The organism is Ruegeria sp. YTSA135 (assembly GCF_059610165.1).
Map to the genome: position 1 here is coordinate 356,370 of NZ_JBXWNC010000001.1, position 24,144 is coordinate 380,513.

Here is a 24,144-nt window from a genome sequence, read left to right on the forward strand (position 1 = left end):
TGAGCCCATAGCGGTCATCCTACAGGGTACAGCACAGATCAAAAACCGAGCAGAAACTCTACCTTGCGCTAAAGCTCGTTTGACAGGATCTGGCACTATAATTTTGTCAATTCGGCACGCCAGCGGCGCGCAGACCTTTGGCGTATTCTGTGCGAAGCGAGGCGTTGCGGATCAATTCGTTTGAGCGCAAGATTGCGTCTACTGTATCCGGTGCACCCAGGGTCCACGCCTCCTCCAGTTCCCACTCTGCGTCCTCATTTTGTCCAGCCCGAGCAAGTGCCGCCGCCAGCCAAAGTCTGGAAAAATGCGCAGTCGGGTTCATTTCGGCGGACATTCTAAAATCGGCAATTGCTGCGTCGTAATCTCCTTCAAAGTATGAAATTATCCCGCGGTTGCGGATGTACCAGGAAGGTGGCTGCGGGTTCAAATCGAAGGCTTTTTCTATCGAATTGCGCGAAGCGTCGTATTGGCCGTCTCCAATTTTCAAGAGTGCTAAGAAAGCGTACGCGTCAGCATATTCCGGCGCGAGTGCGGTCGCGTGTTCAAGGTGAGTAATTGCGCGTGCCGCACTTTCGTTGCTGCCATCTAGGCGAGACAAAATTCGGGCAAGTGACCAGTGCGTAAAGGGGTTGTCCGGATCAAGCCGCGTGGCTCGCTCTGCCATTTCGAGAGCAAGTGCACGATCTCCTTCGACAGAGGCACTCCATCCGTACCGTGACATGAAATCATACATGTTGGCGAGACGCGCATACGCATCGCCATAGGTTGGATCAATATCGATCGCGAGTTTGTACAGGTCGATCGCCTTAACAATCCCTGATTGCGTCAGACTTGCCTCAAAATAACGCCCCTGCAGAAGCAGTTCATACGCACGAACATCAGCGGGACGGGCTGCGGATGGCCCATTTAGACCAATTTCGGCCAACAGCTCGCCGAGAATTCGCTCCCTCAGTTCGTCTTGCAGGTCAAAGAGTTCGCTAACTTCGCGATCGTAGCGTTCTGCCCAAACGGTTGCACCGGTGTTGGTGTCGACAAGCTGAACGCTTATTCTGATACGTTCGCGGTCGCGTTGAACGCTTCCATCGACCAGATGGGATGCGCCAAGCTCCTCATGTATCCTTGCTGCTGCGTCTTCGTATTGTCGGTAACTGAAAGTGGCGCTGCGCGACAGCACTATCAGTTCGTCATTATGAGAAAGATCTGTCAGCAAGTCCTCGGCCAGTCCGACGGACAAATATTCTTGTTCAGTGTTGTCGCTTAGGTTGGCGAACGGGAGAACCGCCACGGTCACCGGTTCGTCCGGCCCCGTATCTAGAGTTCGCATGTATAAGAATGCTCCTGCCGCCAAAAGAATAGCGGCGGCAAGTGCTACAAAAATCGTGCTTCCCAGTCGTCCTTGGTTTTGTCTTGCGGACGACCCGGAGTTGACCTCGGTTACCAAATTGTCCCCGGCGGATGCCACGAGTTTGTAGCCATGTTTTGGAACGGTCACCAACAGTTTGCTATTCGATGGGCGGAGCGCTCGACGAATTTCCGAAATGCATTGAACGAGGCTGTCGTCTGTTACGTGGGTGTCTGTCCAGACTAAGTTCAGTAGATCGTCTTTTGTGACAAGCTGACCTGGGTTGGTGGCCAATATTTTGAGGACACGTGCTGTTTGGGGACGGAGTGTCACTTTCAACCCGTCGTCGAACATCAAGACCCCGGTTTCTACGTCAAAACTAATGGATCCGACAAAAAGGATATTTTCAGTTTTCGCCAAATTTCGTGCCGGCTTTCGTGACTTTCGTGACCTGGGACACGTTTACCAATGGCATTCGATCCGGTCAGCCCCGCGAGCGGAACCGGGCCACGCCAAATTCTAGGGAGAATACTATGTCCAAGGCAATTATTTTTTGCGCAATATTCGCAACAGCAGGTTTTCAAGCGAGTGCGGAGACAGACGATTTCATCGACCTTTCCCTGCTTCCTCCTGAAGTGGCTGAACGCGTCGTCGAACTGGAAATGTATGGGGATCGTTTTGAACCTGCCATCCGGGCCATCTTTGCCGAACATGCAAAGCCCAGCTCTAGTTTCGACAACTGTCCCAGCGAAAGCCATGAAGTTCTTGTTGCTCCCGCTCAGAGCTGATGCCCCAGGTTCTCAGCGTATCGGGGCCGTGTTCTGCGGTCCCTTCTCGGATGTCTCCTTTGTCCAGCCGCTTCAACTTATCGCCGCAATGCGGTCGCTCAGTCAAATTCGCCAACCGCCCGCTTCGAGCCCTGTGCAGATGCTCATCTAAGCAACTTAAATCGCTCCTCAGCGCGCGGTGCTCTGAGCCTCATCCAACTGTAGTTTTGGAGTTAATCGACCAAAAACGGGTAAAATCCCGAATATCAAAAAAAGAGGGTACTTTTAAGAAAGTCCGTATGGCTCTGGAATAAATCGGCCTCTGAAAACGTCCTGTACGTAATGGGTTCTTTTGAATTGAACCTGAATGCAGCAGCCTAGGGAGGAATAGATGGCATTAGATTCAGACAAGCAAGGAAAAATGGGTGCTAGTGTCGATCAGCACGAAGCGATCGATCCGAACCGTCGCAGTTTTTTAACTAAGACCAGCGTTGCGTCCATTGCCGCAATTGTTGGCACATCGATCCCATTCCACCAAAACTTGCCGCTCGGTTTCGTACCTGCAGCTTCGGCTCAGGACAATGTTCTTGCAGGTAAGGATGGGTTGACCCTCCTGAACGATCGCCCCGTGAACGCGGAAACGCCGCCGGAACTCCTCGATGATGCAATTACACCAACGAATAGGCACTTTATTCGCAACAACGGTTTATTACCAGATGATATGGACGCATCGAATTGGACACTGACCGTTGACGGGTTCGTCGATACGCCGCTTGAACTATCGATTGCTGATTTGAAAGATCAGTTCGAAGTCGTGACCATGGCTCTCGCACTAGAGTGTGGTGGTAATGGCCGGGCTTTCTTTGATCCGCCTGCGAAAGGAAATCAATGGACCTATGGCGCGATTGCTTGTTCTGAGTGGACCGGCGTGCGGCTAAAAAATGTGCTTGAGAAGGCGGGTGTTCAGTCCAACGTGATCTATACCGCGCACTATGGCGCTGACGTTCACCTGTCTGGCGACCTGGAAAAACGGCCACTTTCACGAGGGCTGCCCATTGAAAAGGCACTAACCGATAATATCCTCATCGCGTTCGAGATGAATGGCGAAGCGCTACATCCAATGAATGGTGCTCCTCTGCGTCTTGTTGTTCCAGGATGGCCGGGCTCATGCTCTCAGAAGTGGCTCAACCGGATAGAATTGCGTGATCAGGTGCACGACGGAGCCAAAATGACCGGCACATCCTACAAAGTTCCGGCCTATCCAGTCGCACCAGGCCAGGAGATCCCCAAGGAAGACTGGGAGATCATCGAGCGTATGCCTGTCAAATCGCTTGTGACTTTTCCTGCTAATGGAACCGACTTAGACAGTTCAGAAACTGAGGTGCGTGGGCATGCGTGGGCGGGTGACCGCTTGGTAGAAAAGGTCGAGATTTCCATGGACTTTGGCAAGACTTGGATGGATGCAGACCTTGATGCGCCTGCCAACGACGGTGCTTGGCAGAATTGGCGGGCTAACGTCAAGTTCCCACAGGCCGGCTACTACGAAGTCTGGGCCCGTGCGACTGACAGTGATGGCATCATGCAACCCTTTGCAATCGACTGGAATGCCAAAGGGTATCTAAACAATACAATGCACAGGGTCGGGGTCCGCGTCAGCTGATTTTGAGTGTAGGGCGGCCTGACCGAGGTCGCCCTATAAGTTTCCAATTACAGGAGTGTTTCATGTCATTCGCACACTTGCGAGGCGTCATAGCCGCGTGCATAGCGGCATTTCTTGCCGGGCCCGTCGTGGCAGATATAACAGCGGCACTGGGTACAGCTGACGCATCCGCCGGAGAGCGTGTATTCAAAAAATGCGCAAGTTGCCATACTGTTGAAAAAGGCGGCAAGAATCGTGTCGGGCCCAATCTCTATGGAATCGTCGGACAATCTGTAGCGTCGGTTGAGGGTTTTCGTTATTCTGATGCAATTCGGGATTTTGGCGGCGAATGGTCCCCGGACCGGCTAAGTGCATACCTAGAGAACCCACGAAAAGCTGTGAAGGGAACGCGAATGAGCTTTGCGGGTCTGAACTCAGAGGAGGACCGCGCCAATGTTATTGCGTTCCTGAACAGCAACTCGGACGCTCCCCAGGAATTCAAGACAAGAAAGGCTTCCGCTGAGGAAGAGCCGCAGGAAGAAGAATATGAATTCGGCAGTTTGTTCGATGCTCCTGGTGTTGAAACGACTTATTATGCCTGCACAGCCTGTCACTCGGAAATGATCATTGCACAACAAGGACTTTCTCGTGCGCATTGGGAAGAAATGCTGGAATGGATGGTCGAAGAACAGGGCATGTCGGAAATACCTGAGCCCGACCGCACGGAAATCATTGATTACCTTGCAGCCCACTATAATGAAGATCGGCCTAATTTCCCACGGCCGTAAATAACTAATTTTCTGTGTGCGTGTCCTTCGATGGGAGTTAGCTAATACAGGGTGCGGCAGTCTCTGTCGCACTCTTCATTGCTGCGTAGGCTCGGTCCAGTGACTGCTGCCGGGTCTCATTTTGCAGATATGCGGAGATCGCGCTAAACTTTTGCGCATCCATTCCGGTTGCCAATATCGCATGATGCAAGCCGTCGTCGGTGGTCCAGCCCTGTGTCTGAGATCCAACGGCGGTCGGCAAGTCGAGCGGTTCAAGACCCCTGAAATAAGTTAAGCGGCAGCCATTTCGTCCAGAATAATGAGCAACTGTGCCAGCTTGGAATGATGACCGCGAAACGGCCCGTAGATTTCCACCAGTCAGATCTGGTAATTCAGGTGCCGCAGTTGTCGAAACAGCGAGCAGATCGCCGTCGACTACAGCGTAATCCTCTTTAAGGTAAGCATTGTGAATATCCAGCAAAGTATTTCGATCGTTGCCCATAGTGCTTATCGCTACAGCGAAAACCACGGAGGCCGCAATCGCACCTCCAGCCAGCCAAGCTAGGCGCGATCTGATAGGAGTGACTGGGACTCGGTTAGGAGCATCGTCTAAAGGCACAGGGCGCAAAGTGGAAAGGCCATTACTTGCCTCTCTTATATGCAAAAGTGTTGATTTAAGCTCGGCTTCATTTGCCAGACGCGCTTTGAACTTACGGGTATCACTTGGTGACATTTCTCCGTCGTGATACGCACTGAGGAGCTCCCAGTCTTTTTCGCTTAAGTTTGTCATCTCTCGCGAATTGCCCGTTTTGTCGGAAAAACCGTGTCGTCTACAATTGACAAGAGTGCTTTGCGAGCCCTGCTAATCCTGCTCATGATCGTTCCTACGGGTACGTCGATAACCGTTGCCGCCTCCGCATACTTCAGCCCTAAAATGTCCACAAGCAATAGCACTTCACGGGCCTCCGGTTGCAGCTTTTCGTAAGCCAATCTGATCAAAACATCCCTTGCGGTATCAGACTGACGGTCGTTCACATCTAATAGACGTTTCTCAGTTGCAAGAAATTCCCTGCGCACACGTCGCTTTCGAAGTTCGTCGTACCTTAGGTTTCGAATGACCCGGAACATCCAAGGGCGCAGTTCACTCCGTGTTTTGGGGCGGTTTTCTGATCTCACGGCTCGCTCGATCGCGTCTTGCACCAAGTCTTCTGCGTTTTCTTCACGCTGGCAGATCGTTCGCGCATAAGCGTGAAGCTCAGGAAGCAAGCTTTCGAGGTGCGGAAAACTATCCATGAATAGCACGGTACCGTAACCTTTTATGTCTTGAAAAGCACTTTTGTATGGTGGTCCGTGTGGCCATATTGCTTTGGCTTCAATACAAAAATTTTGCCCTCTCAATCATTGGGCTTGCCAAAAATTATTTGGTGAACAGATGCTTTTCTAGCATGTTGATGCTGCGCTGTGGCGAAAGGCGACTACGTCCGCAAGCGGCGATCAAAACAAGGTCCGAAATGTCCGCAGAGCAGACTTAGGGTAACGCAAAAACGAACGGCGGGTTTTCACTTGCCTAGCTCAGAAACTGAAGAGATCCCGATCATACACAAAGCCCTTTGCAATACCGAGCTTCATAGCTGGGCTCTTGTGTTCTTTTACCATGAGGTCGGTGTAATTATGCGCAAACCTCAGGATGTCCACCAGCTTCATAACCATGACCGGATTGTAGTACTGCTTGTAGTACCACAGGCTTTTGCGGCCCGAGGTTGCCAAGCCACGCTCAAATCCCATGACCTTGGTCCGTGCCCGAGCGTGATACATGTCTACCGGATGCGTTCCCGCCCGAACTGCGAACTGGGCCATCTGGGCAAAGTCTAATCGTGTTGGGTCAGTGCGGAAAATCACCCGCTTATACGACTCATTGATGAAGTGGAACGGATAGTGAATGCCGGCCGTTTCAGACTGACCGGTATGATCGATTAGGAGCTCCTTGATATCGGAGAAGGCCGTATTGCCAAAGGTGTCTTCCAAAAGGTACTCCATGGCGCCATCCTGTGGTCTGGAGACAGCCTGATCACCGGCTCCGGGCAAGAACCCTGCCTGACGCATCAAATGCTCCACGCGCTCAAACTCCCTGTTACCATCAGCCACAAACCCCATGCGCCACGGATGGCTTTCTTTCTTTGACATGGTGACGTCTGCAATCCGCACCACGCTCTTCTGCACTTCATTTTTGAACACAGCCAAAAAGGCTGAAGAGACACCCGTATCGCGGTCAACTGAAAAGTTCAGCAGTCGATACTTCCTACCGATCTTCTTCTTGAGCAGCATGATATGCGCAAACTCGGCCGCGTCTTGTCGAACCCTCGCGGCCTTCTCAAGTAGCCTGATATCGTCATCCAGCTCTCTAGGCTTTTTGTTACGGTGCCACCTGCTTGACTTTGGGTTGGTCGCTTCGTGTCGTTTGCGAATGAATTCGATATACTCACTGGCAAACCAAATCCGAGCGTTCTCCCGCATAGAACAAGGCTTGTCTTTGTCTCCGATAATATCCATCGCCTTTTCGACGGCAAGAGGGTGAACGTCGAGGTCAACGTCGGTGGTAGATATGATGACATACTTACTGTCGCTGTGGACGGTACACATGTGGCGCACTTCTACAAGTTTACGAATGCCTTTGTCTGGCCAATTCACCTGAAGGATTTGTGTGTCTGTGGCGAAGTGAGGACTATCTCCTTCAAATACTTCGGGCAGTCGCGTCTCCCGCTCTGCTGCAAAGGCTTGGCATTGCGCGTGGATGAAGTCGATCTTCGAATAGACATCCGGAAGTGATGTATCGAGGTATCGTGAGATAGCTGAAAGCGTCACGCCACTAACCAGCAATCCAAGGACTTTTCCATTTAGATCGCTACGCTTTTGTCACCTCGTCGAGCGACCAATCGAAAAGGTCTTCTTGCACGCTCTGCACTGATACCTTGGACCCCCTTTGGCCGTTTTACCGAACTTTCGATACCGGCTGGGCATCAGCTCATCCTCGACACTACCCAGTCGGTCTGGTGCAGCGCGAATTGAATTAGACAAGTTGGGCGCAGGAAACGCCCACCTGCGCATTTTACTTCTGTGTATTAACCAAGGCGGCTATCCTTTACACAGTTGTCTTTTGAACAAAAGTGAGTGTTTCATGAAACTCTTCCTTGGTTGTACTGCAGCTTTAATCATTTCTGTCGCCTCGACCGGTTTCGCGGCATCCTGCGGAAATACAAGCGCGGGGTTCGAAACCTGGAAGCAAAGCTTCGCGAAACAGGCCCGAAAAGCCGGAGTGAAGAAAAAGGGGCTACAGGCTCTTGCGCAGACGCAATACGCCAGCCGCACGATCGCGGCAGATCGGAACCAGAAAAGCTTTAAATACTCGCTGGACAAGTTCATGCAAATCCGCGGCGCAGACACCATCGTTGCACAGGGGCGCAAGCGCAAAGCCCGCAACCCGGACTTTTATGCGACGCTTGAACGACAATACGGCGTCCCCAGCGGCGTTCTGATCGCGATCCACGGAATGGAAACGGGGTTCGGAAATTTCATGGGCGACAGCCAGGTTGTTTCTGCGATCACGACGCTGGCTTATGATTGCCGCCGGTCCGAGTTCTTTATTCCCCACGCCATCGGCGCATTGAAGCTGGTCGATCAAGGCAGCATTACGACCGCAACCAAAGGCGCCAAACACGGTGAATTGGGGCACACGCAGTTCCTGCCGGGTAACGCTCTGACCTATGGGGTCGATGCGACCGGCGACGGCCGTGTCGATTTTTACAACATGACGGACGCGCTGGCCTCGACGGCCAACTTTCTACGTCAAAAGGGTTGGAAACCTGGGCGCGGCTACCAGCCCGGCCAACCGAATTTCGCGGTGATCGAACAGTGGAACGCTGCCTCGGTCTATCAACAGTCCATCGCGATTATGGCCGCTCGAATCGATGGATAAGACGCGCCATAAAGTTGGCCCGACCCTTCTCATTACGGCCACATTTTTGCCACAGACATGAAGTGGCCGCTAAAATGTCTAAGTTTCCAAAGAGTAATCAATCCTAACGTTTAGTCATTTTTTTCCATTCTTGCCAAAATCTGCCCCATATCCCTTGTTATCGTGATCGTTGAGACGGGATGCGATAAAGGAATGCGCGGTGAAACCGAAGCACAGCTATCACGGTGGTCTGCAATTCAGCGGTGAAACCGAAGGCGCAATCGAGCGTTTTGGAAGAATTGTTGCCGCGACTCTGGAAGACTATGGCCACCTGATTGAGCGCAAGTCGGTCCTGAGTTCAACCGAGGCCAGCATCGTATCCAGCCAATACCTCGTGTCCCTGACCCTGGATGTTCGGCAGCCTGCAAAAGAAGACCGGTTCGAGCGCATGAACCGTGCCGCAGGCCTAAAGACGGCGGAAAGACCGACCACAGTCCTTCCGGAAAACCGTTTGACGATCACCATATCACCTGTGTCTGCGTTGCTGGATGACAGCGAAATCTCTGAACTTATGCTGGTGGTCATCCTGTACCGGATGGTCGATATCTGCGCGACGCAGCGGGTCGAGTGGTTGTCGCCCAATACAGTCTTGACCGTCGAACAATTCATGAGCGCTTTTAATACACTGACCCCCTCGAAACCTCGAAAAAGAAAACAGATCTTTGAGGCAGTGACAGGCCCGTTCGCGGGGCTGGACATTGCGGAAGAAGACTTGGACGAGCCACAAAAAAAGGCGCTGTCACCAGCAGCCCGGCCGATCCAGCTGTCGGATGAGCAATTGCTTAGCATTGCCTTTCGGACAGAACCCATCGAGCAGCCTATTGATGGGAACGCAGACACGCCCCCCCTCAACCACGAGCACCCCAGCGATATCCTGCGACTGACCAGTTGGGGATTAACCGGGGCCGTGGCCAGCGTGTCCGTTCCGATCGCGGTCTCTCTGGCCGCCGTAAACCTGATCAAGGGCGAAGACTTTCGCCTGAACACGCAGGTTCTTGCCTACACCGTCGCTATCTCCGCTATCAGCACAAGCGGGGCAATCGCCGGTGTCGCGAACGCGTTGGGCATGTAGCACTAACCTAAAGACCCTCCTAGGAGGCCCCGCCATTAGGCGGGGTTTTCCATTTTGCGCAGGCGGTCCGCCAGCAGGACATAGGTGTGGATCGAAAAGACAACCGCGCGTGTTTGCGGCAAACGCAACAAGGTCTGACGTTCACTACGCAAAAATCCTGCAGCTTCGGGATCCATGATGTGGCGCGGCTCGGTTGCGCTGCGGGGTTGGTACAGCTCTGCATCCGCATACCACAAGGCGTTGAACCGCCACAGCGGTCGCCCTGGCTGTATTCCGTCGAACAAGCGTTGAACCCGGCGCGCGATGTTCGCGTCATAGCTGGTGACCGGAATGTGAATGTCGACCAATGGGCGCATGAACTTTTCCGACAAGCGCCAACTAGCTGGGAAACACAGGATGGCCCCTGTCAGAACATGTTCATCCCCTTGTTTTTGCAGGATGCAGAAATCCTCTTGCACCAAACGACAGAGCGTCTCCAACGGGCGTGTCCGGTCGATTTCGACAATCTGACCATCAGGGCGCGTCGCATGATCCAAGCAGCCCGGATAGGCGTGATGCAAGACTAGGTTCAAAAGCTCTTGCGCTGCGGGTTCCGCACTGTGGTGAAGCGCCAGAACGTCATCCCGCCGTTCGTCCAACAACGCCGCGCGTCTTTGCATCTGGGCAGAAAACGCATCGTCAAAATGCAACCAGTCATCCATGGCAAGCGGCTGGATTCCCGGCAAAGGTCGCGGTGTCAGCGGATCATAAGGAATTGAGGTCTGAAGGATCGTCATTCCTTTCACCTAACATCTGTTTCCGGGCCTGTCGGTCAAAAAGCGACTGCTGAACCGTCGCAAACTTTCAAGACTGTGCGGAAATGAGCCCTCAGGCTTCATACTCAGGCAGGGAGGCCCACCATGAACCAGCACTACCGCGATACTCGCAAGATCGACCCGTCAAAAGGCGCGACACTTGGCGACGGCACCCCGAACCAAAATGACCGGATCGAGATTGGCCCGACGCAACTGGCCTTTGCGGAATGGGAGGCCGCCGGCCTGACCCTGCCTAACCTTGCTCAGATGCGCGAATATCGGTGGAAACGCCTGACCAAGGCCATTGTCGATCGCGGCTATGGCGGGCTGCTGATGTTCGATCCGCTCAACATCCGCTACGCCACCGACAGCACCAACATGCAGCTTTGGAACACGCACAACCCTTTCCGCGCCGTTCTTTTGTGTGCCGATGGCTACATGGTGATCTGGGACTACAAGAACTCGCCCTTCCTGTCGAAATTCAACCCGCTGGTGCGTGAACAGCGCTCGGGCGCGGACCTGTTCTACTTTGATCGGGGCGACAAGGTCGATGTTGCGGCTGACGTTTTTTCGAACGAGGTCCGCGTGCTGATCGACGAACATGGCGGCGGCAATAAACGTCTGGCCGTGGACAAGATCATGCTACACGGGCTGCGCGCGCTTGAGGCACAGGGGTTCGAGATCATGGAGGGCGAAGAGGTCACCGAAAAGACCCGCGCGATCAAAGGCCCGGATGAGATTCTGGCCATGCGTTGCGCCAATCATGCCTGTGAAACAGCCGTAGCGTCGATGGAGAACTTCGCACGGGCCAATGTGGGTGACGGTAAGACCTCTGAGGATGATATCTGGGCCGTTCTGCATGCCGAAAACATCCGGCGCGGCGGGGAATGGATCGAAACCCGTCTGCTCGCCTCGGGCCAGAGGACCAATCCTTGGTTTCAGGAATGCGGGCCACGGATCACGCAAAAGAATGAAATCATCGCCTTCGACACCGATCTGATCGGGTCTTACGGCATATGCATCGACATCTCACGCACTTGGTGGATCGGGGACGAGAAACCCCGCCCTGATATGATCTATGCCATGCAGCACGCGCATGAGCACATCATGACCAATATGGAAATGCTGAAGCCCGGGGTCATGATCCCCGAACTTACTGCAAACGCGCATAAACTGGACGACAAGTATCAGGCGCAGAAATACGGCTGCCTGATGCATGGGGTTGGCCTGTGTGATGAATGGCCGCTGGTCGCGTACCCGGATAAGGCGGTAGCGGGCTCATACGACTATCCGCTTGAGCCCGGCATGGTTCTATGTGTCGAAGCCGCCGTTGGTGAGGTTGGGGGCGACTTCTCTATCAAGCTGGAAGATCAGGTTCTGATCACCGAAAACGGGTACGAAAATCTTAGCACCTACCCGTTCGATCCACAGCTTATGGGCCTTGCGTAAAACACTAGTCAGGCCAGGTTGAGCGCCGGACATTGCCATGCCAGTCCTCGGATGGGATGGCGGCCTCAGCTTCTGTCGGCAACTCCGGGTTCCAGTTTTGCCCCAACGCGAATCCCAGAACACCGGTCAAGGCGATGACGATCAATAGACCGGGGTGGATTACTGCGTTTTGCGAAGAAGATGCGGTAAGTGCCATGTGTGCCTCCTGAGCTGCGTATCTGATAGCCGCAAGATGGGCATTCCCATGAAATAAACAAAACGAATATTTGATGGGAAGCTAATCACAATTAATGATATTTTGTACGACCGCCCAGCACTGCTGATTCCGATGCGTCCTCACCTTCCCGTGACGCGTCTTACAATGGGGTTGAGCGTCCAGACGGAAGCACACAGTATAAGTGTCAACCCGATACGCAAGGAAGTCTCATGCCCACCGAACGCATTACCTTTGCCGGTCACGACGGCGATCAACTGGCTGCGCGCCTTGATCTGCCAGATGGACCGGTGCTGGCGACCGCATTGTTTGCACATTGTTTTACCTGCTCGAAAGATATTCCTGCTGCCCGCCGCATCGCTGCCCGTCTGGCAGCCATGGGCATTGCCGTCCTTAGATTTGACTTCACAGGTCTGGGTCATTCGGGCGGTGAGTTTGCGAACACCACTTTCACCTCGAATGTGGAAGACCTCATCGCAGCCGCGCACTATCTGGCGGGGCGGGACATGGCCCCTTCACTGCTTATTGGTCACTCGTTGGGCGGTGCCGCTGTTCTGCGCGCGCGCGCTGGTATTCCGAGCGTCAAGGCGGTGGTCACGCTGGGTGCGCCCGCTGACCCGGGGCATGTCGCGCATCATTTTGAAGACGCGCTGCCGCAGATTAATCAAGACGGTTCAGCCGTTGTTATGCTGGGGGGGCGCCCGTTCCGCATCGGCAAGGCTTTTGTGGAAGACATCTCGGAATCCGCTTTGACACCCGCAATCTCCGATCTGAAGGCAGCGTTGCTGATCCTGCACGCCCCTAGGGATGAAACGGTTAGCATCGACAATGCCGGCACCATCTTTCAGGCAGCAAAACATCCCAAAAGCTTTGTAACGCTGGACGATGCTGACCATCTGATCACCCGTGCCTCGGATGCTGAGTATGCGGCGGATGTGATCGCGGCATGGGTAAAACGCTATGTCAAACTCTGCCCGCCAGCCCCGCCCCCGGGCGCGCCCGAAGGTGTCGTACGTGTAAGCGAGGTTGACCCAACAGGTTTCCTGCAGGACATCCAGTCCGGCCCAAAGCATCATACCATGGCAGATGAACCCGAGGCCTATGGCGGCACCGACAAAGGGATGTCTCCGTACGGGTTCGTGTCCTCTGGCCTGGGGGCTTGCACCTCAATGACGATTCGAATGTATGCGCGGCGCAAACAGTGGCCGCTGACTGCCATTTCAGTTGATGTGTGCCACAACAAGGTGCACGCGCAAGATGCCGGTCTGGCCGGAGACGGTAAGATCGACCAGTTCCGCCGCAAGATCCGTCTGGAAGGGCCGCTGGATAAGGAACAACGTGCGCGCTTGTTGGAAATCGCTGACAAATGCCCCGTTCACCGGACGCTTGAGCAATCAGCCCATATAACCACTGAACTTTTGACCTAATCTTATTTGGTTATCTGCGGGGTCGCGGTGCCGGCCGGTGAATCGGAGGTCTGGCCACGGGTGGTCGGGCCACCGGCGGTCGGGCTGTTGGCGGGCGTGGCCGGGCCGGTGGTTTCGCGATCGGCGGCGTCGGTCGTGCCGGTGGTCTGCCTTCGGGCGGGCGTGGTCTTGATGGCCGATCAACGTCGATATCCACGTTAACGTTGCGATAATAGTCATTCCAAAGCATCGAGTCATAGAACGGATCATAGCCATACCCGACCCCGACACCGACCGAGACGCCCTCACAAGCTGACAAGGTGAAACTTGCAGCCCCAAGACCAACCACAAGGATCAATCGTTTGATGAATTTGGTAGTCATCGCGCGTCTCCTCACTGCAAAGTCCGGAACGACGCGAAAACGGCGTTCAAATCGTCAACATAAGCCGGATCGGCTCCGTCGCGCAGGATCGCAACAACCACAGCCACACGCCCATTCGGCAGATCGATTACCGAGGCGGTAAAGTTGACCCCTCGCCCGTCACGGGTGCCGGTGCCGCGAATGACGCGTGCGGGCAGCCCTCCAATGCGGGCATCCGCTGTTCCGGATACAGATGGATCCTTGACCAGAAACTTGTCTATATCTTCCAGATACTGCAATCCGCCTTGGATCGAAGACACACCCGTCGGCGAAACGAACCCCATCCACACGGTGTCATCTGTTACGGGCCGAATGCCCATGACCCGAGCCACCGCGCGCAGATCGCCCAACTCGGTATCCTCAATTTCGCGCGGGCCGCCAGTACGCACAGCCCAAAAGTCCGGCACGGCAAAGCTGAACAACGCCCGCCCTGCATCGGTATACGTAACCCGAGTGTCTGCCGCCGCAGGTAGTGATGACCCCAACCACAGCGCGACGCAGGCGGCGATGAATGACCTAAGTGAAATGCGCATATCTCTATAACCTGATTATTTCTTTGAAATCAGATTGAACGCTGCCCAGTTGCCTTGTCCAGTTTCTCTTGCACAAGACAACAAAAAACCCGCCCCCGAAGCGATCCGGGCGCGGGTTCGAAATGTACGACCAGAAATCAGGTGCGGGCGTCGCCGACCAGCTTCCACAGGGCCGGAACCAGCAGGGCGGCCAGCGCCAGCTTGATCACATCACCCACCAGGAACGGCGTCAGACCCCACGCCAGGATCGGCTTGTCCCAACCATAAAGTTGACCCAGCCACAGCAAACCGGGCACGTAGATGACAACGTTTGCCAGCACCAGAGCCAGCGCCATTTTACCGACCGATCGATCCCATCCGCGGGCGGCCAAGGCACCCAAAAGAACGGTGGCCAGCACGTATCCGACAAGGTAGCCACCTGTACCGCCCATCATGTAGGTCAGCCCGAATTTCTCGGCCGAAGACCCCGCGAATACGTCAAATCCAAGCGCACCGATCAGCAAGTATCCCAGCATGGTGACCAGACCCAGCCGCGCGCCGTAAGCAGTGCCGATGGTCAGAACCGCAAAGGTTCCCATGGTGATCGGAACCGGCCACATCGGCACCTTGATCTTCGCGGCAATTGCCAGCGCCAAGATACCCAGAGCGACCAGCACCACCTGTTTTACCCGCAGCGAAGTACCTTCGCGCGGACCGATGGCCTCGGCCAGTACACTAGTATTCATTTTTGTTTCTCCACGTTTGGACGGAAATTCTGGCACATGAATGCCCATTTCACTTCCGTACTTCAAGATGATTGCGCTATCTGGGACGGTATTCGGTCGTCATTTCGTAGGCCTTTCTTAGCCCCGAGACTGTCCAAGTCACTGACCACGTCGGCCAACTCGAGAAATCGTAGACTGCATCATAACTGTCGGGCGGGCAATCGTGGTGATCCGAGGATCGCGTCTGTCCCAGATACAGGGCATGAAAGTACCGTTCATCGTCGAAATGGACGGAAATCCGATCCCCCGCATCTAGCCACAAATACCGCCGCGTACCTTTCATCTCGGCCTGGCCCGGGATACGCAGACAGACCTTTTCATCATAAACCAAGCCACCTTTTGTCGGGCCTAGGCTCACCTGACCCTGCGCATGCACGACCTGCCCCGCCCGTGTATCGTGAATAGTGCGGCTCAGGTCCCAACTGCCTGCGAAATCGAAAAGGCTGCGTGGCAAGGTCATTGGGTAAAGGCTCCCTCGGTAAAACCGCCGGTATCATCGACAAATCGGATCGTGTCACCGCTTTGCAGCACGTCGTAACAGGCCCACAGATCCGACGAAGGCCAAAGCGAGCAATACCGATCCTCGCGCACCGCCCAGCGCCCGGAACTGGCGCGGCCCGAGAAATACTGCGTCAGCATGTATTCCTCGAATGTCTGCCAAACACCGTCACCATAGTCGAGCTTTTGACCGGTCAGGGCATCCAAAATCTCATCCCCGGTCAGCGCGCGGAAACCCTCCGCCGCTAAAATTCCGGGTAAAAGGGCCAAAATAAGGGCAAACCGTCTCATACTTTCACTCGTACCTTGTTCCCTGGGGATTGCGGGTTTAAACCGCGCGCCAACGTCTCATGCCAATCATAAAAAGGTCACGCCGCCAATGATTCCACGCTATTCCCGCCCCGATATGGTCGCCATTTGGTCGCCGGAGACCAAGTTTCGCATCTGGTACGAGATCGAGGCGCATGCCTGCGACGCAATGGCCGATCTGGGCGTGATCCCGCGTGAAAACGCCGAAGCTGTCTGGAAAGCCAAGGACGTGAAATTTGACGTCGCCCGCATTGATGAGATCGAGGCCGTCACCAAGCACGACGTCATCGCTTTTCTGACTCACCTTGCCGAGCATGTCGGCAGCGAAGAAGCCCGGTTCGTGCATCAGGGCATGACCAGCTCGGATGTGCTGGATACCTGCTTTAACGTGCAGCTGACGCGTGCCGCCGATATCCTGATCGCGGATTTGGAAGGCTTGCTGGCGGCCCTGAAACGCCGCGCGATCGAACACAAGGACACTATTCGTATCGGGCGCAGCCACGGCATTCACGCAGAACCCACCACCATGGGCCTGACCTTTGCCCGCTTCTATGCCGAGATGGACCGCAACCTGTCCCGTATGCGCGACGCGCGCGCCGAAATCGCCACTGGCGCGATCAGCGGCGCGGTCGGCACTTTCGCCAATATCGACCCACGCGTCGAAGAGCATGTCTGCGACCAGCTGGGTCTGGTGCCCGAGCCGATCAGCACTCAGGTCATCCCGCGCGACCGCCACGCGGCGTTTTTTGCGACACTGGGCGTGATCGCCAGCAGCATCGAGAACATCGCCATCGAAATCCGCCACATGCAGCGGACCGAGGTGCTGGAAGGGGCCGAGTTCTTCTCGATGGGGCAAAAAGGCTCCTCGGCCATGCCCCACAAGAAAAACCCGGTGCTGACCGAGAACCTGACCGGGCTGGCGCGCATGGTGCGCGCGGCCGTGATCCCGGCGATGGAAAACGTGGCGCTGTGGCACGAGCGTGATATCTCGCATTCCTCGGTTGAACGCATGATTGGCCCAGATGCCACGATCACGCTGGACTTCGCGCTGGCGCGACTGACCGGCGTGGTCGACAAGATGCTGATCTTCCCCGAGAACATGATCGAGAACATGAACAAGTTCCCCGGTCTGGTGATGAGCCAGCGTGTTCTGCTGGCACTGACCCAAGCAGGGGTCAGCCGCGAAGATGCCTATGCCATGGTGCAGCGCAATGCGCTGAAAGTTTGGGAACATCGCACCGATTTCAAAGAGGAACTGCTGGCAGACCCCGACGTGACCGCCGCGCTGAGTACCGAAGAAATTGAAGAGAAATTCGACCTTGGCTATCACACCAAGCATGTCGACACGATCTTCACGCGTGTATTCGGCGAATAACGCCTGACCAATCAAACAGTTGTCAGAGCCCGGTTCGCAAAACGCGGCCCGGGCTCTGTTTCTTTGCCTGAATTGCAAAAATCAGCTATGGTGTCAGTGTATATCCGAACCGGAGAAACGCTATGATCCGCACCACGATTTGTGCTTTGGCCCTTACGATATCAGCTTCGGCTGCATTGGCCTGCAGCGGCCATTCAAAGCAAACCCAATCCTGCGCGCCGGGCACGTATTGGGATGCCGAAAGCCAGACCTGCGCGAAACTCGTCAATAGCTGAAGCTATCTATCCTATTTGTGAAGAAAAGCGAGCAAGTGATCGTTATCTTTTTGTAAGATCGCGCTAAGCTTAAAATTAGCCGCTTTTTGAACGGAGTAGGAAGATGCGCCTTGTATTAGTCTCAGCAATTGCCCTTCAGGCATTTGCCTTTGCGCCTGTTGTGCATGCTGCGGGTGGCGACAGCAGTACTGCACCTAAACCAACCAACACGACCAAGAAATGTCTGTTTGGCCGCGTCTATGACAAGGATGCTGGGCGGTGCGTGAAGCCGGACAAGACGAACTTTACCCAAGATGAATTGTACGACGCGGTGCGTGAACTGGCCTATGACGGTCAATTCGAGAATGCGCAGAACATTCTGCGCATCATGGATCAGAAGGACGACCGCGTTATGACCTACTGGGGTTTCACCTACCGAAAGATGGGCGAGCTTGAGCTGGCGAACGTCTATTACAACAACGCCATCGAAGCCAACCCCGACAATATTCTGGCGCGCAGCTACATGGGTCAGGGGTTTGTCAGCGAAGGCAAAACCGATCTTGCGATCATGCAGTGGCGGGAAATCAAAGCCCGCGGCGGTGAAGGCACATGGGCCGAAACTTCACTTCGTGAGGCGATTCAAACTGGTCTGACTTACAGTTACTAGACTTCAGTCTTTCTTTACCCGATTCTCGTTAATCTGCCTGCGGAAAGCAATTTTGACACCGCAGGCAGATGCAAGACACAAACTCATTGCTACAGTTAGACGCGGGGGCCGCAGCTCCGTTGGCTGATCAGAACGACGATGGCGCCCCCCGGCTTGTTCCCCGCACGCTCACCAGCAGACAAAAGGCCGCTGTGGTCGTGCGATTGCTGTTGAACGAAGGCGCAGACATCCCACTTGAGGACCTGCCGGATGAGTTGCAGGAAAAGCTGACCCACCAATTGGGCGAGATGGGTCTGGTGGATCGTGTGACGCTGGACGCAGTCGCGCAGGAATTTGCCGAGGCGCTGGACGGTATCGGCCTCGCGTTCCCACATGGTCTGGCAGGCGCGCTGGATGCGGTGGACGGCAAGATTGGTCCTGCAACGGCGGCGCGGCTGCGCAAAGTCGCCGGGGTTCGCCAGATCGGTGATCCGTGGCAGCGCCTGCGTGAAGTCCCTGCCGAAGAATTGGCCAAGATGGCACAGGCAGAAAGCACAGAGATCGCCGCAGTCATGCTGTCAAAGTTGGAAACCGCGAAGGCGGCTCAGCTCTTGGGGCACCTGCCCGGCCCAACGGCGCGACGGATCACTTATGCTGTTTCCAAAACCTCTAACATTACACCCGAAGCGGTCGAGCGGATCGGATGGTCGCTGGCGACCCAACTGGATCAACGACCATTGCAGGCGTTTACCGATGGTCCCGGCGCGCGCGTCGGCGCAATTCTGAACCATTCAGCGGCGTCCATGCGCGATGGTTTGTTGGACGCACTGGACGAGGAGGACGCGGATTTCGCCAGCGTCGTCCGCCGTTCAATCTTTACCTTTGCGCATATTTCAACCCGGGTTCGCGCCCGGGATGCCCTGACAATTCTTCGCGAACTGGATCAGACCGATCTGTATACAGCCTTTGCCGGGGCTACATCGGATGAGGATAAGAAGACTGTTGAATTTCTGCTGTCTAGCATCCCTTCACGAATGGCCGACAGTTTTCGCGATGAAGTCGCGGATCTTGGCAAGGTGAAGCAATCCGAGGCTGAGGACGCGATGGCAAAGATTGTAAGCACAATCCGCAACCTTCTGGATGGAGGGGTCATCAAACTGATCGAAGAAGACAACGAAGAGTAGGCAAACACCAAGACTTGAATCATAGGAAAGCTTGTGGTCGGTCAGCGTGCCTTGTATGTCTGGCCCAGCAAATCACAACAGCCGGTGAGACCAGAATATGCCCGTCGAAAAGTCGGAACTCAGCCGAGGGGCGCTCTGGAAGTACTACGTGACCGGTCTGTTCATGAAAGGTGTTATCGGGACGATGCGCCTGCTGCCGTATGAGCGGCGCATCGCAGCGATGGGGGCGATTGTGCGCGGGCTTGCCCCGTTGGTTGGATTCACCGAACGCGTCCGCAGAAATCTAAAACTAACCCATCCCGAACTGACGGAAGCCGAAGTCAAACGCATCTGCCGAGATGTCCCCGACAATGCGGGCCGTGCAATAATGGAGCATTTTTCGCCCGAAGGTTTTACCGAACGGCAGGCCAATGCCAAGATCTCGGGTCCGGGCATTGCCGCGTTTGACGACGCCGTGGCCCAAGGGCGCCCAGTCATGATGATCACTGCGCATTTTGGCCACTACCTTGCGGCCCGAATCGCACTACAGGCACGTAGCGGCCAACCGATCGGGTGCCTCTACCGGCGCATGGCGAACCCGTATTTCAACGACATGTATGTCGAGGCGTTCTATAAAACGGGAGCGCCCATGTTCGAACAGGGTCGCCGTGGAATGGTCGAGATGGTGCGCTCACTCAAAAAAGGTGGCATTATCGCCATCGTGTCCGACCTGCATGCCCACGGCGGGGAAGAGCTGACATTCTTCGGCAAACCCGCCGTTACATCCGTTCTGAATGCCGAATTGGCGATGAAGTACAAGGCGGTGCTGATCCCCTGTTATGCAATTCGCCAGCCAAACGGTCTTGATTTTGAGATCGTTTTACATGACCCCGTCCCACACACCGACCCTAAAACCATGACTCAGTTCACCAATGATGATCTTGAGGCCGTCGTACGGCAGCATATGGGCCAGTGGTTTTGGATTCATCGCCGCTGGAAAGCCTGGAATGGCTTGGGCGTCCAACCCGAAGATATGCCGTGATCACTTGACGCGGGCAGCCGCTACGATAGGTCCGTGCCCAACCCGCTGAATCAGCGCCACCGCTGGAAGGTCTGCGGTCAACTTCACCGAAAACTGCTGCGACGCCGCCCCATCCCACTGTCCGGCTATATGCCAGGATTCCACGACATTTGCATACTCCATCTCGTACCCGGCAAGTTCACCGCGGCGGATTGAGGCATGGCGCATCGGTGCATATTGCACCACGCGCACATCGTATGCTTCGCCCTCAGGCAGCTCGACCGGTGTCACATCCACCAAGACTTCATTGCCCACCCGCTTTGCCACCACCTCAGCCTCAGCGGCGGCGGTCAGATGCGCATCTATCAACTGATTCAATTCGTATACATGCGCACCCACGACGTCTTGTTGACCATTCACCACCATCTGCGGAGTGAAGATCATTGAGCGCCCAGCCTGCCGAGCATAGGCGCGCTGCCGCTCGGTATGATTGGGATCGGCGTACTCATCCTTCCAGCCGATATAGTCCCAGTAATCCACATGCAGGGCTAAACCGATCACATCATCGCGTTGTGCCAGATCATGCATTAAGCGATCAGCCGGCGGGCAGGACGAACACCCCTGCGACGTAAACAGTTCTACCACGACGGCGTCATTTCCTGCCGCGACCGAAGTGGCACATAATAGCGAAACGAACACGGCGGCTGGAGCAATTCTGACCATACAAAATCTCGGTTTTTAAGGATACTTAACATGTGTAATCGGATCGATGCCAAACCTCCAATCAACGTTTCTTGAGATTTTTGACTCTGCTTCCTTGCCTTGCGTTCCTCGGTATACAGATAACACCCCAAAGCATCTTAGCCTTGAACGCGCAGCGATCATACTAGAGAAAAAAAAAGCAGCGAATCCCAATATCCAAGTCATTTGAGAGGGAGACCACTAAATGCCCATTACTGTCGGACAGGATACAGCCAAGACACGTCGCAGCCTGAGCGTGAATGGCAAGTCCATTTCATATTATTCGATCCCAGCAGCACAAGAGGCTGGTTTGGGCGATTTTTCACGTCTACCCGCCGCTTTGAAAGTGGTGCTGGAAAACATGCTGAGATTTGAGGATGACGGTTTTTCTGTCTCGGTCGATGACATCAAAGCTTTCGGAGAGTGGGCGGCCAATGGTGGCAAAAACCCACGGGAAATAGCCTATCGACCTGCCCGCGTTCTGATGCAGGACTTCACCGGCGTTCCGGCTGTTGTTGATCTTGCTGCGATGCGCGACGGTATCAAGGGTTTGGGCGGCGATGCGCAAAAGATCAATCCGCTGAACCCTGTGGATCTGGTTATCGACCACTCGGTCATGATCGACGAATTCGGCAACCCCCGCGCGTTCCAGATGAACGTCGACCGCGAGTATGAGCGCAACATGGAACGCTACCAGTTCCTGAAATGGGGTCAGTCAGCTTTTAACAACTTCCGCGTGGTGCCGCCGGGAACTGGTATCTGCCACCAAGTGAACCTGGAATACCTGGCCCAAACCGTCTGGACCGACACAGACCAGAACGGGGAAGACGTCGCCTACCCCGACACATTGGTTGGCACTGACAGTCACACCACCATGGTCAACGGAATGGCCGTTCTGGGCTGGGGCGTTGGAGGGATTGAGGCCGAGGCCGCGATGCTGGGTCAGCCGATCTCAATGCTGATCCCCGAGGTTGTGGGCTTTGAACTCACTGGCTCGATGGTCGAGGGCACCACTGGCACGGACCTTGTGCTGAAGGTCGTCGAGATGCTGCGCGAGAAAGGTGTGGTGGGCAAATTCGTGGAATTCTATGGCGAAGGTCTGGACCGTTTGCCACTGGCTGATCGTGCGACCATCGCCAATATGGCCCCGGAATACGGCGCAACCTGCGGCTTCTTCCCCATCGACGGCGAAACCCTACGTTATATGCGCAATACTGGGCGCGATGAGGAGCGTCTGGCGCTGGTCGAAGCCTATGCCAAGGAAAACGGGTTCTGGCGGGATGAAAACTATGCACCGATCTACACCGACACGCTCTCGTTGGACATGGCCACTATCGTTCCGGCCATCTCGGGGCCCAAGCGCCCGCAGGACTATGTTCCACTGACGAATGCCAAGGCCGCTTTCCGCCAGGAAATGGAAAGCACTTTCAAACGTCCGATGGGCAAGGAAGTGCCGGTCAAGGGTGAAAACTATACGATGGAATCGGGCAAGGTTGTGATCGCCTCGATCACCTCATGCACCAACACCTCGAACCCTTATGTGATGATCGGCGCCGGACTTGTGGCAAAAAAGGCGCATGAGCTCGGCCTGAACCGCCAGCCTTGGGTCAAGACATCTTTGGCACCCGGATCGCAGGTGGTATCGGAATACCTTGAGGCCGCCGGTCTGCAGGAACATCTGGACGCCATCGGGTTTAACCTTGTGGGCTACGGCTGCACCACTTGTATCGGCAACTCTGGCCCGCTCCAGACAGAGATCAGCGAAGCAATTGCCGAAGGCGATCTGGTCGCGACCTCGGTCCTGTCGGGCAACCGCAACTTCGAGGGGCGGATTTCGCCGGACGTGCGCGCCAATTATCTTGCCTCACCGCCGCTGGTTGTCGTCTACGCGCTGGCTGGCACCATGGATATCGACGTGACATCCGAGCCGATCGGTCAAGACAAAGATGGCAACGACGTCTTCATGAACGATATCTGGCCGACACAAAGCGAAATCGCCGAACTTGTCGAACAGACCGTGACGCGCGAAGCATTCCAGTCGAAATATGCGGACGTGTTCAAAGGTGATGAGAAGTGGCGCGAGGTCGAGGTTCCCCAACAGGAAACCTATGACTGGCCGCCTACGTCAACCTACATCCAGAACCCGCCATATTTCCAAGGCATGGGGCCCGAGCCGGGAACGATCTCGAACATCGAAGGGGCAAAGGTTCTGCTGATTTTGGGTGACATGATCACCACCGACCATATCTCGCCCGCAGGGTCGTTTGCGACACAGACACCGGCGGGTAAGTATCTGACAGAACGCCAGGTTCAACCGCGTGAGTTCAACTCTTACGGATCGCGCCGCGGCAATCACGAGGTGATGATGCGCGGCACATTTGCCAACATCCGGGTCAAGAATGAGATGCTGGATGGTGTCGAAGGCGGTTATACCAAAGGTCCAGATGGCCAGCAGACCTCGGTTTACGAGGCGTCGATGGCCTACCAGAAACAGGGGGTACCGCTGGTTGTCTTCGGCGGCGAACAATACGGTGCAGGTTCGTCACGCGACTGGGCCGCGAAGGGCACCGCGTTGCTGGGCGTCAAGGCTGTGATCGCCGAAAGTTTCGAGCGTATCCACCGTTCGAACCTTGTTGGCATGGGTGTTATCCCATTCGAATTCACCGGCGGCGATACACGCAAGTCGCTGGGCTTGAAGGGGGATGAGACCGTTTCAATCCATGGATTGGACTCGGTCAAACCGCTGCAAGAAGTGCCCTGCACCATCACCTATGGCGACGGCACCGAAAAGACCATCACCCTCAAGTGCCGCATCGATACCGCGCCCGAGATCGAATACATCGAAAACGGTGGCGTGCTTCACTACGTGCTGCGCAACCTTGCCAAAGCAAGTTAAACCCGCGTGCTAAACAACAAAAAAGGGCGTCCTACGGGGCGCCCTTTGGTATTTCCGAAGC

The 24,144-nt window shown here is 55.2% G+C and carries 26 protein-coding genes; 13 read left to right on the forward strand and 13 right to left on the reverse strand.

Annotated elements, in window-relative coordinates; genetic code table 11:
• Positions 1 to 106: 106 nt before the first annotated feature.
• Positions 107 to 1,762, reverse strand: coding sequence for a winged helix-turn-helix domain-containing tetratricopeptide repeat protein (locus AC2FIT_RS01745; RefSeq protein ID WP_496826043.1), 1,656 nt, complete (start codon positions 1,760 to 1,762; stop codon positions 107 to 109).
• 113 nt (positions 1,763 to 1,875) lie between these two features.
• Between AC2FIT_RS01745 and AC2FIT_RS01750 the strand changes: the two genes are divergently transcribed.
• The 3 genes from AC2FIT_RS01750 to AC2FIT_RS01760 all read left to right on the forward strand — a co-directional run bounded on the left by AC2FIT_RS01750 (position 1,876) and on the right by AC2FIT_RS01760 (position 4,536).
• Entirely contained in the window at positions 1,876 to 2,130 is a 255-nt protein-coding gene (locus AC2FIT_RS01750; RefSeq protein WP_496826045.1) for a hypothetical protein, read from the forward strand.
• Positions 2,131 to 2,500: 370 nt separating this feature from the next.
• A complete protein-coding gene (locus tag AC2FIT_RS01755) occupies positions 2,501 to 3,769 on the forward strand; it encodes a sulfite oxidase (RefSeq protein WP_496826047.1) in 1,269 nt (422 codons plus the stop codon).
• Between the two features lie 128 nt (positions 3,770 to 3,897).
• On the forward strand, positions 3,898 to 4,536 hold the full coding sequence (locus AC2FIT_RS01760) for a c-type cytochrome (protein WP_496826049.1): 639 nt from the start codon (positions 3,898 to 3,900) through the stop codon (positions 4,534 to 4,536).
• Positions 4,537 to 4,573: 37 nt separating this feature from the next.
• On the opposite strand, the gene AC2FIT_RS01765 is transcribed toward AC2FIT_RS01760, so the two are convergent.
• The 4 genes from AC2FIT_RS01765 to AC2FIT_RS01780 all read right to left on the reverse strand — a co-directional run bounded on the left by AC2FIT_RS01765 (position 4,574) and on the right by AC2FIT_RS01780 (position 7,620).
• The gene (locus tag AC2FIT_RS01765; protein ID WP_496826051.1) at positions 4,574 to 5,305 is read right to left on the reverse strand and encodes a hypothetical protein; all 732 of its coding nucleotides are present in this window, start codon (positions 5,303 to 5,305) and stop codon (positions 4,574 to 4,576) included.
• A complete protein-coding gene (locus AC2FIT_RS01770; protein WP_496826053.1) occupies positions 5,302 to 5,913 on the reverse strand; it encodes an RNA polymerase sigma factor in 612 nt (203 codons plus the stop codon). Before AC2FIT_RS01770 ends, AC2FIT_RS01765 begins: the two co-directional genes overlap by 4 nt.
• 174 nt (positions 5,914 to 6,087) lie before the next feature.
• Complete coding sequence (locus AC2FIT_RS01775) at positions 6,088 to 7,392, reverse strand: hypothetical protein (protein WP_496826055.1); 1,305 nt, start codon at positions 7,390 to 7,392, stop codon at positions 6,088 to 6,090.
• 36 nt (positions 7,393 to 7,428) lie between these two features.
• Positions 7,429 to 7,620, reverse strand: a complete 192-nt coding sequence (locus AC2FIT_RS01780) for an IS1/IS1595 family N-terminal zinc-binding domain-containing protein (protein ID WP_496826057.1) — start codon at positions 7,618 to 7,620, stop codon at positions 7,429 to 7,431.
• Positions 7,621 to 7,690: 70 nt separating this feature from the next.
• On the opposite strand from AC2FIT_RS01780, the gene AC2FIT_RS01785 reads away from it, so the two are divergent.
• Entirely contained in the window at positions 7,691 to 8,488 is a 798-nt protein-coding gene (locus AC2FIT_RS01785) for a lytic murein transglycosylase (RefSeq protein ID WP_496826058.1), read from the forward strand.
• 199 nt (positions 8,489 to 8,687) lie between these two features.
• Positions 8,688 to 9,599, forward strand: a complete 912-nt coding sequence (locus tag AC2FIT_RS01790) for a hypothetical protein (RefSeq protein ID WP_496826060.1) — start codon at positions 8,688 to 8,690, stop codon at positions 9,597 to 9,599.
• Between the two features lie 35 nt (positions 9,600 to 9,634).
• Here AC2FIT_RS01790 and AC2FIT_RS01795 read toward each other — a convergent pair whose 3' ends face one another.
• Positions 9,635 to 10,375: a heme-dependent oxidative N-demethylase family protein gene (locus AC2FIT_RS01795; RefSeq protein ID WP_496826061.1), complete on the reverse strand. Its 741-nt coding sequence runs from the start codon at positions 10,373 to 10,375 to the stop codon at positions 9,635 to 9,637.
• Positions 10,376 to 10,498: 123 nt separating this feature from the next.
• On the opposite strand from AC2FIT_RS01795, the gene dddP reads away from it, so the two are divergent.
• The gene (gene dddP / locus AC2FIT_RS01800; RefSeq protein WP_496826063.1) at positions 10,499 to 11,842 is read left to right on the forward strand and encodes a dimethylsulfonioproprionate lyase DddP; all 1,344 of its coding nucleotides are present in this window, start codon (positions 10,499 to 10,501) and stop codon (positions 11,840 to 11,842) included.
• A gap of 4 nt (positions 11,843 to 11,846) precedes the next feature.
• Here dddP and AC2FIT_RS01805 read toward each other — a convergent pair whose 3' ends face one another.
• Positions 11,847 to 12,038 (reverse strand): hypothetical protein, encoded by a 192-nt coding sequence (locus tag AC2FIT_RS01805; protein WP_496826065.1) that lies wholly within the window; start codon positions 12,036 to 12,038, stop codon positions 11,847 to 11,849.
• Between the two features lie 230 nt (positions 12,039 to 12,268).
• Here AC2FIT_RS01805 and AC2FIT_RS01810 point away from each other — a divergent pair, with 230 nt between their 5' ends.
• The gene (locus AC2FIT_RS01810; RefSeq protein ID WP_496826067.1) at positions 12,269 to 13,483 is read left to right on the forward strand and encodes a bifunctional alpha/beta hydrolase/OsmC family protein; all 1,215 of its coding nucleotides are present in this window, start codon (positions 12,269 to 12,271) and stop codon (positions 13,481 to 13,483) included.
• 10 nt (positions 13,484 to 13,493) lie between these two features.
• Here the strand turns inward: AC2FIT_RS01810 and AC2FIT_RS01815 are convergent, their stop codons facing one another.
• From AC2FIT_RS01815 to AC2FIT_RS01835, 5 genes are all read right to left on the reverse strand, one after another.
• Positions 13,494 to 13,844 carry a hypothetical protein gene (locus AC2FIT_RS01815; protein ID WP_496826069.1) on the reverse strand — a complete coding sequence of 117 codons (351 nt, stop codon included), beginning with the start codon at positions 13,842 to 13,844 and terminating at the stop codon, positions 13,494 to 13,496.
• An 11-nt stretch (positions 13,845 to 13,855) separates the two neighbouring features.
• A complete protein-coding gene (locus AC2FIT_RS01820; RefSeq protein WP_496826071.1) occupies positions 13,856 to 14,416 on the reverse strand; it encodes a hypothetical protein in 561 nt (186 codons plus the stop codon).
• 137 nt (positions 14,417 to 14,553) lie between these two features.
• A complete protein-coding gene (locus tag AC2FIT_RS01825; protein WP_496826073.1) occupies positions 14,554 to 15,141 on the reverse strand; it encodes a biotin transporter BioY in 588 nt (195 codons plus the stop codon).
• Positions 15,142 to 15,217: 76 nt separating this feature from the next.
• Entirely contained in the window at positions 15,218 to 15,640 is a 423-nt protein-coding gene (locus tag AC2FIT_RS01830) for a DUF6314 family protein (protein ID WP_496826075.1), read from the reverse strand.
• Positions 15,637 to 15,969 (reverse strand): hypothetical protein, encoded by a 333-nt coding sequence (locus tag AC2FIT_RS01835; RefSeq protein ID WP_496826077.1) that lies wholly within the window; start codon positions 15,967 to 15,969, stop codon positions 15,637 to 15,639. The genes AC2FIT_RS01830 and AC2FIT_RS01835 overlap by 4 nt, the downstream gene beginning before the upstream one ends.
• A gap of 88 nt (positions 15,970 to 16,057) precedes the next feature.
• Here AC2FIT_RS01835 and purB point away from each other — a divergent pair, with 88 nt between their 5' ends.
• The 5 genes from purB (at position 16,058) to AC2FIT_RS01860 (ending at position 20,467) form a co-directional block, all read left to right on the forward strand.
• Entirely contained in the window at positions 16,058 to 17,362 is a 1,305-nt protein-coding gene (gene purB / locus AC2FIT_RS01840) for an adenylosuccinate lyase (protein ID WP_496826079.1), read from the forward strand.
• Positions 17,363 to 17,484: 122 nt separating this feature from the next.
• A complete protein-coding gene (locus AC2FIT_RS01845) occupies positions 17,485 to 17,637 on the forward strand; it encodes a chitin-binding domain-containing protein (RefSeq protein WP_475183049.1) in 153 nt (50 codons plus the stop codon).
• Between the two features lie 103 nt (positions 17,638 to 17,740).
• A complete protein-coding gene (locus tag AC2FIT_RS01850; protein WP_496826082.1) occupies positions 17,741 to 18,283 on the forward strand; it encodes a tetratricopeptide repeat protein in 543 nt (180 codons plus the stop codon).
• Positions 18,284 to 18,351: 68 nt separating this feature from the next.
• Positions 18,352 to 19,446, forward strand: coding sequence for a flagellar motor switch protein FliG (locus tag AC2FIT_RS01855; protein ID WP_496826084.1), 1,095 nt, complete (start codon positions 18,352 to 18,354; stop codon positions 19,444 to 19,446).
• Between the two features lie 97 nt (positions 19,447 to 19,543).
• Positions 19,544 to 20,467, forward strand: a complete 924-nt coding sequence (locus AC2FIT_RS01860) for a lysophospholipid acyltransferase family protein (protein WP_068332029.1) — start codon at positions 19,544 to 19,546, stop codon at positions 20,465 to 20,467.
• Here AC2FIT_RS01860 and AC2FIT_RS01865 read toward each other — a convergent pair whose 3' ends face one another.
• Positions 20,468 to 21,169 carry a DUF1223 domain-containing protein gene (locus AC2FIT_RS01865; protein ID WP_496826086.1) on the reverse strand — a complete coding sequence of 234 codons (702 nt, stop codon included), beginning with the start codon at positions 21,167 to 21,169 and terminating at the stop codon, positions 20,468 to 20,470.
• A 223-nt stretch (positions 21,170 to 21,392) separates the two neighbouring features.
• On the opposite strand from AC2FIT_RS01865, the gene acnA reads away from it, so the two are divergent.
• Positions 21,393 to 24,083 carry an aconitate hydratase AcnA gene (gene acnA / locus AC2FIT_RS01870; protein ID WP_496826088.1) on the forward strand — a complete coding sequence of 897 codons (2,691 nt, stop codon included), beginning with the start codon at positions 21,393 to 21,395 and terminating at the stop codon, positions 24,081 to 24,083.
• Positions 24,084 to 24,144: the final 61 nt, after the last annotated feature.

What these genes read in the sequence shown, in the direction of transcription:
- AC2FIT_RS01750 (WP_496826045.1), top strand. Translation starts at nt 1,876, where the DNA reads ATGTCCAAGGCAATTATTTTTTGCGCAATATTCGCAACAGCAGGTTTT.
- AC2FIT_RS01755 (WP_496826047.1), top strand. Translation starts at nt 2,501, where the DNA reads ATGGCATTAGATTCAGACAAGCAAGGAAAAATGGGTGCTAGTGTCGAT.
- AC2FIT_RS01765 (WP_496826051.1), bottom strand. Translation starts at nt 5,305, where the DNA reads ATGACAAACTTAAGCGAAAAAGACTGGGAGCTCCTCAGTGCGTATCAC.
- AC2FIT_RS01780 (WP_496826057.1), bottom strand. Translation starts at nt 7,620, where the DNA reads ATGCGCAGGTGGGCGTTTCCTGCGCCCAACTTGTCTAATTCAATTCGC.
- AC2FIT_RS01785 (WP_496826058.1), top strand. Translation starts at nt 7,691, where the DNA reads ATGAAACTCTTCCTTGGTTGTACTGCAGCTTTAATCATTTCTGTCGCC.
- AC2FIT_RS01795 (WP_496826061.1), bottom strand. Translation starts at nt 10,375, where the DNA reads ATGACGATCCTTCAGACCTCAATTCCTTATGATCCGCTGACACCGCGA.
- dddP (WP_496826063.1), top strand. Translation starts at nt 10,499, where the DNA reads ATGAACCAGCACTACCGCGATACTCGCAAGATCGACCCGTCAAAAGGC.
- AC2FIT_RS01805 (WP_496826065.1), bottom strand. Translation starts at nt 12,038, where the DNA reads ATGGCACTTACCGCATCTTCTTCGCAAAACGCAGTAATCCACCCCGGT.
- AC2FIT_RS01810 (WP_496826067.1), top strand. Translation starts at nt 12,269, where the DNA reads ATGCCCACCGAACGCATTACCTTTGCCGGTCACGACGGCGATCAACTG.
- AC2FIT_RS01815 (WP_496826069.1), bottom strand. Translation starts at nt 13,844, where the DNA reads ATGACTACCAAATTCATCAAACGATTGATCCTTGTGGTTGGTCTTGGG.
- AC2FIT_RS01820 (WP_496826071.1), bottom strand. Translation starts at nt 14,416, where the DNA reads ATGCGCATTTCACTTAGGTCATTCATCGCCGCCTGCGTCGCGCTGTGG.
- AC2FIT_RS01825 (WP_496826073.1), bottom strand. Translation starts at nt 15,141, where the DNA reads ATGAATACTAGTGTACTGGCCGAGGCCATCGGTCCGCGCGAAGGTACT.
- AC2FIT_RS01830 (WP_496826075.1), bottom strand. Translation starts at nt 15,640, where the DNA reads ATGACCTTGCCACGCAGCCTTTTCGATTTCGCAGGCAGTTGGGACCTG.
- AC2FIT_RS01835 (WP_496826077.1), bottom strand. Translation starts at nt 15,969, where the DNA reads ATGAGACGGTTTGCCCTTATTTTGGCCCTTTTACCCGGAATTTTAGCG.
- purB (WP_496826079.1), top strand. Translation starts at nt 16,058, where the DNA reads ATGATTCCACGCTATTCCCGCCCCGATATGGTCGCCATTTGGTCGCCG.
- AC2FIT_RS01845 (WP_475183049.1), top strand. Translation starts at nt 17,485, where the DNA reads ATGATCCGCACCACGATTTGTGCTTTGGCCCTTACGATATCAGCTTCG.
- AC2FIT_RS01850 (WP_496826082.1), top strand. Translation starts at nt 17,741, where the DNA reads ATGCGCCTTGTATTAGTCTCAGCAATTGCCCTTCAGGCATTTGCCTTT.
- AC2FIT_RS01855 (WP_496826084.1), top strand. Translation starts at nt 18,352, where the DNA reads ATGCAAGACACAAACTCATTGCTACAGTTAGACGCGGGGGCCGCAGCT.
- AC2FIT_RS01860 (WP_068332029.1), top strand. Translation starts at nt 19,544, where the DNA reads ATGCCCGTCGAAAAGTCGGAACTCAGCCGAGGGGCGCTCTGGAAGTAC.
- AC2FIT_RS01865 (WP_496826086.1), bottom strand. Translation starts at nt 21,169, where the DNA reads ATGGTCAGAATTGCTCCAGCCGCCGTGTTCGTTTCGCTATTATGTGCC.
- acnA (WP_496826088.1), top strand. Translation starts at nt 21,393, where the DNA reads ATGCCCATTACTGTCGGACAGGATACAGCCAAGACACGTCGCAGCCTG.